This is a genomic window from Pontibacter oryzae (genome assembly GCF_003576375.1).
Lineage (GTDB): Bacteria > Bacteroidota > Bacteroidia > Cytophagales > Hymenobacteraceae > Pontibacter > Pontibacter oryzae.
This window is the reverse complement of sequence record NZ_QWGE01000004.1, coordinates 118,319-130,832: the sequence shown is the minus strand read 5'-3', so window position 1 is coordinate 130,832 and position 12,514 is coordinate 118,319. Positions and strand designations below refer to the sequence as shown.

The following is a 12,514-nucleotide window of genomic DNA, read 5'->3' as shown; positions in this document are numbered from 1 at the left end:
AAATTAGTATATCTGATACACCCAGTCAGGTATACTAGTTTATGGATTTATTTTTTAAGTACCTACAATACGAGAAGCGGTATAGCCCGCATACGCTCACCTCTTATCATACCGATCTGGGGCAGTTTGCTGATTACCTTCAGCAAGTATACGAAATTACAGACGCCGCAGAAGCTGACCACACCATTATCCGATCCTGGATTCTGACACTGGTTCAAAATAACATCAAGCCGCGCTCCATTAACCGCAAGATTGCTTGCCTACGCTCTTATTACAAGTTTTTACTGGCCCAGGAACGCATTAAGGTAAACCCCATGCTGCGCATAAAGGCGCCGAAAGCCACCAAGAAACTCCCTGCCTTTGTGCAGGAGGAGCCTTTCAATAACCTGCTCGACAGCTTTACTTTTGAGGATACCTTTGAAGGCCAGCGCGACCGCCTGATCTTGGAGTTCCTGTATGGCACTGGTATCCGCCTGGCAGAGCTCATTCATATTGAGCCCTCAGATCTGGAACTACGGGCCAAAACAGTGCGCGTACTGGGCAAAGGAAACAAAGAGCGCATTGTGCCGCTAAACGACTCCCTACTGCAGGCCCTGGATGCTTACCAGCATGAGAAAAAACGCTTTTTCGGTGATAACAATTCGGTAAAATTGCTCGTTACTAATAAAGCTCGCCCCCTATACCCAAAATTCGTTTATCGCGTTGTAAAGAAGTATATCAGCTTGATCACTACCTCCGAACATACCAGCCCCCATGTGCTGCGCCATTCCTTCGCCACACACCTTCTTAACAAGGGAGCTGACCTAAACGCGATTAAAGATCTACTGGGGCACGCCAGCCTGGCGGCAACACAGGTTTACACACACAATTCAATTGAGCAGCTGAAGTCTATCTTCGAGAAAGCTCATCCTAAAGCATAAGTTTAACTTTTAATTTAAAGACTATGAAGCTACAGATGCATTCTATCCACTTTGAGGCAGATCAACAATTGACTGACTTCGTTCAGCAGCGTATTGATAAGCTGGAAACGTTTTACGACCGCGTAGTGGAAGGCGAAGTGTTTCTCAAACATAATAACAATGACGGCATCGCCACTAAAACCGTAGAGATCAAGCTCTTTGTGCCGGGCTCCACCCTCTTCTCTAAAGAAGAAGCCCCATCTTTTGAAGCCGCCGCTGATGCTGCCGTGGAGGCAATGCGCCGACAGCTCAAAAAGTTTAAGGAAAAGCAAATGGCACACTAGAGATCACGTTTGTCATTAAGTATAAAAAGCGAAGGCCTGCTAATTTAGCAGGCCTTCGCTTTTTATACTTGGTTTATACTTGCAAGCTGGATTACAATCCGAACTCAGCTTTTATCTTATCAACATAATCAAGTTTCTCCCAGGTAAAAGTCTCGAACTCTTTGGTCTCTTTTTTACCGTTTACAGAGATTTCTACTACTTTCTTGCCCGGCGTTCTGCCCATGTGGCCGTACGCAGCAGTTTCAGCAAAGATAGGGTTTTGCAGGCCGTAGCGTTGCACAATGGCATAAGGGCGCATATCAAACAACTTGCTTACCTTCTCGGCAATCTCACCATCGCTCATCAGGTTGCCGGCGGCATCCTTCACCTTGGTAGAGCCATAGGTAGTTACATATAAACCAACCGGTTTTGCCACGCCAATAGCATAAGCCACCTGCACCAGCGCCTGGTCTGATACGCCAGCAGCTACCAGGTTTTTGGCAATATGGCGCGCGGCGTAGGCTGCAGAACGGTCTACTTTAGATGAATCCTTCCCGGAGAAAGCTCCGCCGCCGTGAGCACCTTTGCCGCCATAGGTATCCACGATAATCTTACGGCCTGTAAGACCGGTATCGCCGTGCGGGCCGCCAATCACGAACTTACCCGTTGGGTTGATGTGGTAAATAATATCCGCATTGAATAGCTTCTGCGTACGCTCTGGCAACAGCTTTAATACACGCGGGATAAGTATAGTATCAACATCTTCCTTGATCTTGGCTACCATCTTTTTCTCTGCAGCGTCTTTGGCTTCCGGCGTGTTGCCTTCCGTTGCTACAAACTCATCGTGCTGTGTAGAGATAACAATCGTATCGATCTTCTCAGGCACATCATTATCATTGTAACGTATAGTCACCTGAGACTTGGCATCCGGGCGCAGGTATGTCATTTCTTTGCCTTCCTTGCGGATGGCAGACAGCTCCTGAAGCAGCAAGTGGGATATGCTCAGGGCCAGCGGCATGTAGTTATCCGTTTCGTTGGTGGCATAGCCAAACATCATACCCTGGTCGCCAGCGCCCTGCTCCTCCGGCTTGGCACGCTCAACGCCCTGGTTAATATCAGATGATTGCTCATGGATGGCCGAGATTACTCCACAGGCATCCGCATCAAACATATATTCTGATTTAGTATAGCCGATACGCTTAATCACGTCGCGGGCTACCTTTTGTACGTCTACGTAGGCTTCTGTCTTTACCTCGCCGCTCAGCACCACAAGGCCTGTGGTTACCAGTGTTTCGCAAGCTACTTTAGACTGTGGGTCTTGCTTCAGGAACTCATCTAAAAGTGCATCCGAGATCTGGTCGGCTACTTTATCTGGGTGCCCTTCAGACACAGACTCAGATGTAAATAAATAAGGCATTTTTTTCTATGGGTTTAGGTACAAAGTATAAACCAGCTGCCCCCCTTGGCAGCGGCTACAAAGCTAAGACAAATCTGCCACACTTGAAACTGAATATCAGGCTCACTCTAAGCCTTGTAGCCATTTAGAGGCAAAAGGTTACGTTTTGCAAATCTGCTACTTGCCTGGGCAGGCCATTAGAAGGGAAGTATAAAAGCATAACCTTTTAAAATTATGGCCCGTTTCATCTACAACAAATTGCATCATTTGAAATAACCCTTTATGAAACGTATACTATCCCTTATTTGTATTTTAACTTTATTAATAGGCAACGCTTCAGCACAAGACGATTCGCCTTATAAAACCAGCTTTAAAGTTGATGCCCCGATTATTGCTGCAGGCATGGGCCTGAGCGCGTATGGCCTATCGCTGATGCAGGATAAAAGCGGCCTTACCGAGGAGCAAATCTCGGCTCTTGACAAAAACGATGTTAATGGATTTGACCGCTTTTCGGCTGGGTATGACTCGGAGAGTGCCAAGAAGATAAGTGACTTCCCGTTCTATGGATCTTTTGCTATGCCTGTTGTAATGCTATTGAACAAAAACGTTGGTAGCAAAGCAGGACAGGTAGCCGTGCTATATGTTGAAACAATGGCTGTTACAGGCGCCCTATTTACTATGACAAACGGAAACGTAGAGCGTACGCGCCCTTTGGTTTACAGCGATGATGTTGACATTTCCGACAAAAATACGGCTAATGCCCGCAACTCCTTTTATGCTGGCCATACTGCTGCTACAGCAAGTGCTACATTTTTTGCTGCCAAAATCTTCCATGACTTTAACCCTGATTCTGGAGCCAGACCATACGTTTGGGCAGCTGCCGCAGCTATCCCGGCTACTGTAGGTTACTTGCGCCTGAAGGCTGGCAAACACTTTCTGAGTGATAATCTTTTAGGGTATGGCCTAGGCGCCGCCGCAGGTATACTGGTGCCTCAGCTGCACAAGAAAACCAATACCCGCAACATCAGTTTAATACCGGTGTCGAGCAGGCAATACAATGGTGCGCTTCTCACTTATACTTTCTAACAATGTTGAGGAGTCCCCTGTTACTGTGGTTGCTGGCTCTAATATTACTCCCAAGTATAGTTAATGGCCAGACTGCTACGTCGCCGTATAAAACAGACTGGCTCCGCGATGGATCCATAGCTGCCGGAGGCATAGGTGCCACAGTAATAGGGAACATCCTGATTGAAAAAAAGACACGGCTCACTGAAGCTGACTTATCCCAGTTAAATGTTAATGATGTTAACAGCTTTGACCGGTTTTCGGCAGGCAATTATAGCGCTAACGCAGAAACTGTAAGCGATTACCCTTTCTATGGTTCATTCTTAGCGCCACTCCTTCTTCTTCTTGATGATGACATTAAGCAAAATGCGCCACAAGTATACTTACTGTATGGCCAAACACTTTCCATAGCAGGGGGCTTGTATAGTATGACTGCTGGTACATCGTCACGTAAAAGGCCATACGTTTATACTTCAGACGCTTCTTTAGAGCTTCGTACTGATAAACAAGCTACTAATTCTTTTTACGCCGGCCATACGGCTGCTACAGCTGCTGCTACTTTTTTTCTGGCTAAAGTATATCATGACTTTAATCCCGACTCTCCTGCCCGCCCCTATATTTGGGCTGCAGCGGCCACCGTACCAGCGGTAGTTGGTTACTTACGCTTAAGAGCTGGCAAGCATTTCCTGAGCGATAATATTGTTGGCTATGCCATTGGCACAGGTATAGGAATTTTGGTGCCTGAGCTTCACCGGCGTGGCTCCCCTATAACACTCATACCAGAACGAACCACAATGTATGACGGCCTGGCTGTGGTATATCAGTTTTAATAACTTTACTCCAATAAAAAAGCCCGCCTCATTTGAGGCGGGCTTTTTTATTGGACTCTAAAGCAATTTATAGCTTAGGTGTTATTTGCAAAACAACCTTTTCTTTATCAGATCCTTTACGACCAACTGAAAGGCCATCAGCTTCAACAAGAGTTAAAGTTGCAGTAGCAGAAGTTTGCCCTGCAGGAACAACATTGGCAGGAACTGGAAGGTTTAGCGTAATAGAATTGGTATTTCTAGCTAAGGTTACTGTTCCTGACTTAGTGAATGCTCCAGTTACTTCATATTTTAAAGTTTTATCCTGCTGGAAAAACTCTCTTGATTGAAAAGTTATAGAAGCTGTTTTCTCCTCCTCAACTTCAATATTTGCTTTAGATTTTATCTCAACATAAGCAGGCATTGAGTTAGAGAAATCATATGTATCCATGTCCTTCTCGCAAGATGAGAAAGAGAACATAGTGCCCATCAGGGCTAACATTATTAGTTTATTCTTCATGATACTATTCTTGAATTAAAAGACCTACAGATCGAACCACAGTTTCTGAGTGATAATCGGAGTTGGGCTTGGTGTGTTAGCGTTAGAAGTGGCTTCATCTGGAGAGTATACCCATCTTCTGATCAGGCCGCCGGCAGGTGTACCCTCTGGCTGAGTCAAGGTAGGCACTTCGTTGCCTTCGCTTCCTGATCTTCTCCATTGCGTCCAAGCTTCCAGCGGTCTGTCCATTAAGTCAATCCACTGCATTAAGTGAATCTGGTCTACTGGTTTTGCAACTGAAGTTAAGGCCGGCAATGTGTTATCTACATAATCCTGAGCCGTTGAAGATGCAATGCCGTTAAACAGCAATGCTTGCAAAGTAGCTTTCTTGTATAGCTCATTTGCTTTGTTCAGATCCTGACCTACGCCTAACCCTCTTGCATAAGCCTCTGCTTCCAGGTACAGTTGCTCCTGGTAAGTATAAACTACTTCTGGGGCATCTGGTCTGTAAAGGTACATGCTGATGGTAGCTGTAGTGGCATCTGCCTCTTCTTCCGAGTCAACACCGTTATAAGTGCTAACACCTGCTGGCTTATCAAAGTATACCGGAATACGCGGGTCTTCCAGCTGCTTCATGTAGCTCAACACGTTGTTGTTTGCAAAGAAGAAAATATTAGACCCGCCTGCATAGCGCTTAAGGATCTTATATCTTGGGTTCTCTTTATCTGGTGTGTTATAGAACGGGAAGGTGAAGTTTGCCGCAGCAGAAGAAACCATTCCTCCCTCGTTTAACATCTGACCGATTTTGGAAGCTACAGAAGGATCTTTATCTACCATCACCATGTAAGTCTTAAACTTAATGGATTTAGCGAAACTCTTCCACTTGCTCAAGTCTCCATTGTAAATCAGGTCATACTCTGAAATTTTAAGTGGGCTGGTTTCATCGATCTGAGCGATAGCCTCATCCAAAAGCCCAATTACCTGCTCAAAAACAGATTTCTGAGCATCGAACTTTGGATAAGAGATACTCTCCTGCCAAGACTCCGAGAATGGAATATCGCCCCAGATAAGAGTAGCCTCATACATCATCGTGGCTAGCTCGATCTTAGCTTGCGCAGCTGCATTGTTGTTTGCAGGGCTTGCCTTCTCTGCTTCAGCGATAGCCTGAACAAGGTTTAGACCAGCTGTAGCATAGTATGCCTTCCAGGTGTTACCTGTGCTGTAAGGGCTGATTTCGTACACGTTGTCTTTACCCCAACCAAAGTTACCGCCACTCGCGATAGTTTGCGCTGACAGGGCAATTGGAATGTAGTTGTCGCCACCTGCACGGTTAGCTGCCCAGTTAGTTGTTGCATAGTTAAACAACAGCTTAGGCTCAACCTTTGTACTTGCGTAAGGGTCTGTGTTAATATCGAGATAACTCTCGCAGGATGTTGCAGCTACTGCCGTAAGGCCAAGCGCTGCTATCACTGTATATCTTTTAATGTTTTTAAACATCTTAAAACAATTTAATTTTCCAACAACTATTAAAGCGTCACTCTCAGGTTAAAGCCCAGAGTTCTTGTAGTTGGCATAGTGTTAAATTCAACACCTTCACCTACTGAACCAGCACCGAAGAAGTTAGACTCTGGATCGATATGAGGCACGTTTGAGTGGATGATCCACAGGTTACGGCCTTCCAGGCCAAACTCAGCAGATCCTACAAAAGTGTTCTCCAACCATCTCTTAGGCAAAGTATAAGAAACTCTTACTTCTCTCAGCTTCACATAAGAAGCATCGAACACGTTACCTTCGGTGTTAGCTGTAGCTGAGTATTTGCCCCAGAAATCCTGCATGCTTTGTACCGGTGTGGTGTTTGGCACAAATCCATCGTCGGTTTTGTTCACACCACGATCGATGAAGATGCTGCCACGGTTCTCAAGTGTTTCTTCGGCTAAACCTGAAGAGCGCAGGCTGGCTACTGTACCAGAGTAGAAAACACCGCCTTTACGGATATCCACCAGGAAGCCCATGTTGATGCCTTTGTAGGTAAATGTGTTGTTGATACCCATTAACCAGTCTGGTGTAATGCTACCTAAACGCTTGCCCTGCTCAGTCTCTCTTAGTCCAGTATCCTTATTGATGATGAAGTTTCCTTCAGGATCTCTCTGCCATGCTGTACCATACAAACCAAACGACTTACCTTCTTCAGCTTTGATTTGCAGGCCGCTCCAGCCGCTTGCCAAGCCATAGAAGTCCAAAGACTCAGGCAGGTCTTGTACTTCCTGCACGTTCTTAGAGAAGTTCACATTCGTAGTCCAGTCGAAGCCTGATGTAGTACGGATTGGGTTCAAAGTTAAATCAACTTCTAAACCGCGGTTTAATACGGCACCAACGTTAACATACTTAGCGAAGTAACCTGTAGAAAGCGGCACATCAAGCGCTACAATCTGATCTGTTGTCTTGGTGTTGTAATAGGTAAACCCAAGGTTGATTCTGTTGCTCAGGAAACGGAAGTCGGCACCAAACTCAACGTTTGTCTGGTTCTGCGGCTTCAGGTTGAAGTTAGGAAGCGTACGTGGCGCAGAGAAACCTAGTAACCCGCCGTGAGGGAAAGTACCGCTTAAGCTATACTGCACAAAATATGTAGTAGCAGGGTTGTAGTTATAGTCAAGGCTATAAGGTGCAGCATCGCTACCTACATTGGCCCAGCTTGCTCTGATTTTACCGTAATCCAGAATATTTGACTGAATGTTGAAGGCATCGGTAAACACAAAACCTGTACTCACTGATGGGTAGAAGTATGATCTGTTATCTACAGGCAGTGTTGACGACCAGTCGTTACGGCCGGTTACGTTCAGGAACAGGTACTCTTTGTAGCTTAATCCTAAATCACCCCAGATACCTACTAGTCTTCTCTCAGAGATAGACTGGCTCGGCACTGTGCTCGTGGCGTTTGCATAGTCATACAGGCCATCAATTGTCAGGTTTCTGGCCGTTACGGCCTGTGCTTCATAATGCGTAGAGTAGATGTTGTGGCCAGCCATTACTTTCAGGTTCAGGTCTGGGTTAATGTCTCTCTCTGCTGTAACAATGAAGTCGTTGTTTACAATGCGGTTCTGAAGCGTTGCTTTGTAGAACTCCCCTTCCAGTGCACCAAATGTGCCTTTGCTAGTCTTGTTAAAGCGATTCTCTTTGTAGAAGTCAACACCTGTATTGTTAGAAAGCGTTAACCATGGAAGCGGCTTGTAAGAAACAATAGCGTTTCCGTACATACGCTCCAAATCACTCTCGTTTGTGTTTCTGTTAATTATCCAGTAAGGGTTGTTACCCGTTTTGTCTGGAGTCAAAGAGATTTGCTCTCCTGTTATTGGATCGATATAGTTATCGCGCAGCCTGTTGATATCAACGGTTCTTGGCAAACCATAGATAGCAGAAGTAAGAATGTTCGGGCTGTTTGAGCTTTGCACCGGACGGCCTTCTGTAGTAGTCTTAACATAGTTGATCGTGGTACGCACGTTCAGTTTATCCTTGAAGTTACGGCCAGCGTTTAAGCCAACATTGTAACGGTCTAGGCCCTGGTTTTCGATGATACCAGTCTGGTTTGTGGAACCAAGGCTCAAACGGAAATCGCCTTCTTTGCTACCTCCTTCAAAAGCTAGGTTGTTCATGTAAGTCATACCTGTCTGGAAGAAATCTTCCACGTTGTTAGGGTATGCCTGTAGCGTAACGTCTTCGCCCATGAAGTTTTTAACTGTTACATCTTGCACTTCACTGATTTTAGGGCCCCAGCCGTTTGTGTTTCTAAGATCGTACTTACCAAAGTTACCTTGCGCATACTCGTTCTGCAGGTCAGGTAATCTCAGTACGTTGTCGAAACGTGTAGAAGAGTTTAAAGACACTTTTACTTTGCCTTCAGCACCTTTCTTGGTAGTGATGATGATTGCACCGTCTCTTGCACGGGCACCATATAATGCTGTCGCAGCCGCACCTTTTAGTACAGTCATGCTTTCGATATCATCCGGGTTGATATCACCGGCTCTGTTACCGTAGTCTACCGAACCGTTACCTGTTGGCGTGTTGCCACCTGGTGCACTGTTGCTGATAGGCAAACCATCGATAACGAATAGTGGGCTAGAACCGCCAAAGCTGTTTGTGCCACGGATAGTTACTTTAGAAGAACCACCCAGTGAGCCTGATGACTGCGTAATACGCACGCCTGAAACTTTACCGGCGAGGCCGTTTACAACGTTAGTTTCACGGGCTTTTGTAAGCTCTTCGCCATCTACCTTAGAAGCGGCGTAACCCAATGATTTCGTTTCGCGCTCAATACCAATGGCAGTTACTACCACCTCCTGAAGCTGCTTTGAGTCAACACCTAAGGCAACGTTCACAACGCTTGCATTATCGATGTTACGCTCTACTACCGAGTAACCGATAAATCGGAATACCAGCGTGTTGCTTCCTTCCGGCACATTGATAGTATAAGTACCATCTACACCTGTTGCAGTACCTGTAGTTGTACCTTTAACCAGAACTGCTACTCCTGGCAATGCATCACCAGTACTCCGGTCTGTTACCTTTCCAGATACGGCTCGGTTCTGCGCCCATGCTTGGCTTACAAGCGTTAGGAACATTACCAAACCAATAAATAGAACTTTTCTCATAAAGTTAGATTAGATTGATATGTAAAATAGATTATTGTGTTTCCCTAAATATAGACGAATGTTAAAACATACTAAAGCCAACATGATTAAAAATGCCATTATTTGATAATTATTCAACCCTTTGAGCATTTAAGACCCATCACACTTTCAAGTAAATAATTATTAAACAATCACTTACAAAAATAACAACTGATATATGAAAATTCCTTCATAATGTCTAAACACTTATTGCAAAACAGGTTATTTATACTTCTAATCTATTGTAACAACAAGTGTACTTAATAAAGCCAGATGGCTATCTTAACCCACTATACTTATAACTATTTAAATATTTTTACTGTGTGACACTTACAGAGCTACACCAGGAATTTTACTGATTTAGCCATAAAAAAAGCGTGTGCAGCACAGGCCGCACACGCTTCGGATTTCAAAACAGGAAGTATACTTTACTTCTGATCCTTCAGGTTCTCTTCAAAAAGCTTATAGATGCGCTTGTACTCATCCGTCCAACTGGCTGGTTCAGTAAAGCCGTGGTCCTCCACGGGATAAACTGCCAGCTCCCAATTTTCCTTGCCTAGCTCAATAAGGCGCTGGGTAAGCCGCACTACATCCTGGAAATGCACATTGGTATCTACCATGCCGTGGCAGATAAGCAAGGCGCCCTTCAGACCTTCGGCATAATAGATTGGTGAGCTTTTAGCATAGGCTGTGCTATCGGTGTAAGGGGTGTTGAGGATGTTGGAAGTATAGCCGTGGTTATAGTGCGCCCAGTCGGTAACAGAGCGGAGAGCAGCGCCAGCAGCAAACACATCAGGCTCTGTAAACATGGCCATCAGGGTGATAAAACCGCCGTAAGAGCCACCGTAAATACCAATGCGCTTTGGATCCACATTATACTTATCTACAAGTAGTTTAGCCCCATCTACATGGTCGCTTAGGTCTTTGCCGCCCATAAACTGGTAGATGCCGGTACGTACATCGCGGCCATACCCTGCACTGCCACGGTAATCAATGTCCAGCACGGTGTAGCCCTGGTCTGCCAGGAAGTTATGGAACATGTACTCTCTAAAGTATGAGCTCCACCACCTATGGGCATTCTGCAGATAGCCAGCGCCGTGCACAAACACAACTGCAGGGCCGTTTTGCGTCGGGTTCTCCGGGCGATACAGGCGGGCGTTTACATTGGCCCCATCCTTTGCCTTAAAGGTAATTACCTCCGGGTCGCGCCAGTCGTAAGACTTAAACTCATCGGTGAGCGAGTGTGTTACCTGCTTTACTTTCGCGCCTTTTTTATTGTCCATCACATACAGCTCCCATGGCTTGTTGCTGTAAGAGTAACGGATCGCCAGGTTCTTTTCATCCGGCGAAAGCTCTACCTCGTGGGCTCCTTTCAGGCTGGTAAGCTGCACCATTTCCCCGCCGCCAGCTGGCATACGGTAAAAATGCTTCTCGCCCGGATGCACTTTGTTGGCTGTGAAGTAGAAATATTTCTCATCGTCAGATAAGCGCACATCTGATACTTCATACTTGCCAGAGGTTAGCGCTTTTTTCTGGCCACTGTTTACATTTACAGTGTATAGGTGCGAGTAGCCACTCTCCTCAGAATGGAACCATACGTGCTCGTTGTCTGGCATCCAGCCCATGTCGCCGGGGCCATAACCTATACCCGGGCCGTTAATCCATGCCTCATCGCGTTGGCGGTCCAGTACGGTTAGTTTGGCAGTAGCCGGGTCAAGCTTCATAATCCAGCGGTCTTTGTTGTCCTGCGAGCGGGCTACCACCACGGCATGTTTCCCGTTAGCCGACCAGTATGGCCCGTAAATAACCGTTTCGCGAGGGGTAGCTTTTTGAGGTTTGGCATCTGCGGGGCTTGCGCTAGCCTTTTTCTGCTGCTGCAGGTAAACTGGCTGCTCAGTTATGCCAGCCACATCATTCATTAGCACGGTATAAGCGGAGTCGCGCTGCGTGTCGTACACGAAAAACTCATACTTGCTTTGGGCGTCTCCTACTTTGGTGCGGGTATTGATATCTTCTGTATAACCCGACTCAGTTACAAAGTCAGGAACCAAAGCTATCTTGGCATTCTTTGGCCTTGTAATTAGCTGGTAGGTGATAAAGCGCTCTCCTGGCCCAAGTGTGATATTGCTAACCGTTTTATCTTCTGTGTAAATTTCTTTTGGCCTGTGTGGGGCGTCGAGCTTCTGCTGCTTTTCGGCGGCATCCTTATCCAGCTTACGGTCGCGGACAATTTGCAGCAAGGTTAGCTGCTGTTGTTTCAGCCACTCGCGCTGCGGGTCCTTTGCTTCATCGGCAGGTTTGCGGCCTTTCTTAAAATCTGTGAGCTGCACTGTTTGCCCGTTATCGATGCCCCAGGCAAACAGGTTTCCGTCTTTTGTATAAATTACCTTTTGCTCGTTATGGCTGAATGCCGGGCTGCTTTCACGCTCTACGGTATTAGTTACCTGCTGGGCCTTCCCGGATCTTATATCATACAAAAAAATATCGCCGTTCTTCTCATACACCTTTTTAGTTTCGGCGCGGTTATACTCACCGCGCTGGCTTGGCAGGCTTCTTCTTTCCTGAGCGCTTACCTTCTGTATATTCTTGCCATCGGCGCTTACACTATAGAGCGAGTCCTGGCGGTTACCCTCGGGGTTCCAGTAAAAGTATATCTTTTTGCCGTCTTCGGACCAGAACACGTTGCTAGGCGAGGTGCCGATCCATTTCGGGTCGCGCATGATCTTCTCAACGCTAAGCTCCAGCTTCTTATTCTGAGCCTGCAGTTCGGCACTGCCCAGCAGCAGCAAAGCCATAAGGGCTACGGCTTTTTGTTTCAATTGCATAACAAAGGTGTTAGTGTAGGTAGTTTTATTTAGATAG

At 46.1% G+C, this 12,514-nt stretch carries 9 protein-coding genes; 4 read left to right on the top strand and 5 right to left on the bottom strand.

Annotation, left to right across the window (positions count from 1 at the left end):
• Positions 1–41: 41 nt before the first annotated feature.
• Both D1627_RS12785 and hpf read left to right on the top strand, forming a co-directional pair.
• Positions 42–920 (top strand): tyrosine-type recombinase/integrase, encoded by an 879-nt coding sequence (locus D1627_RS12785; protein WP_119432659.1) that lies wholly within the window; start codon positions 42–44, stop codon positions 918–920.
• 23 nt (positions 921–943) lie between these two features.
• Complete coding sequence (hpf, locus tag D1627_RS12780) at positions 944–1,243, top strand: ribosome hibernation-promoting factor, HPF/YfiA family (RefSeq protein ID WP_119432658.1); 300 nt, start codon at positions 944–946, stop codon at positions 1,241–1,243.
• Positions 1,244–1,334: 91 nt separating this feature from the next.
• Here the strand turns inward: hpf and metK are convergent, their stop codons facing one another.
• Positions 1,335–2,639, bottom strand: coding sequence for a methionine adenosyltransferase (gene metK / locus D1627_RS12775; RefSeq protein ID WP_119432657.1), 1,305 nt, complete (start codon positions 2,637–2,639; stop codon positions 1,335–1,337).
• Between the two features lie 261 nt (positions 2,640–2,900).
• Here metK and D1627_RS12770 point away from each other — a divergent pair, with 261 nt between their 5' ends.
• Positions 2,901–3,704, top strand: a complete 804-nt coding sequence (locus tag D1627_RS12770) for a phosphatase PAP2 family protein (protein ID WP_119432656.1) — start codon at positions 2,901–2,903, stop codon at positions 3,702–3,704.
• 2 nt (positions 3,705–3,706) lie between these two features.
• Positions 3,707–4,513 carry a phosphatase PAP2 family protein gene (locus D1627_RS12765; protein WP_119432655.1) on the top strand — a complete coding sequence of 269 codons (807 nt, stop codon included), beginning with the start codon at positions 3,707–3,709 and terminating at the stop codon, positions 4,511–4,513.
• A 67-nt stretch (positions 4,514–4,580) separates the two neighbouring features.
• Here the strand turns inward: D1627_RS12765 and D1627_RS12760 are convergent, their stop codons facing one another.
• From D1627_RS12760 to D1627_RS12745, 4 genes are all read right to left on the bottom strand, one after another.
• Positions 4,581–5,009 carry a hypothetical protein gene (locus D1627_RS12760; RefSeq protein ID WP_147383298.1) on the bottom strand — a complete coding sequence of 143 codons (429 nt, stop codon included), beginning with the start codon at positions 5,007–5,009 and terminating at the stop codon, positions 4,581–4,583.
• A gap of 24 nt (positions 5,010–5,033) precedes the next feature.
• The gene (locus D1627_RS12755; protein WP_199688436.1) at positions 5,034–6,458 is read right to left on the bottom strand and encodes a SusD/RagB family nutrient-binding outer membrane lipoprotein; all 1,425 of its coding nucleotides are present in this window, start codon (positions 6,456–6,458) and stop codon (positions 5,034–5,036) included.
• Between the two features lie 56 nt (positions 6,459–6,514).
• A complete protein-coding gene (locus D1627_RS12750) occupies positions 6,515–9,634 on the bottom strand; it encodes a SusC/RagA family TonB-linked outer membrane protein (RefSeq protein ID WP_199688435.1) in 3,120 nt (1,039 codons plus the stop codon).
• A 446-nt stretch (positions 9,635–10,080) separates the two neighbouring features.
• Positions 10,081–12,477 (bottom strand): prolyl oligopeptidase family serine peptidase, encoded by a 2,397-nt coding sequence (locus D1627_RS12745; protein WP_119433020.1) that lies wholly within the window; start codon positions 12,475–12,477, stop codon positions 10,081–10,083.
• Positions 12,478–12,514: the final 37 nt, after the last annotated feature.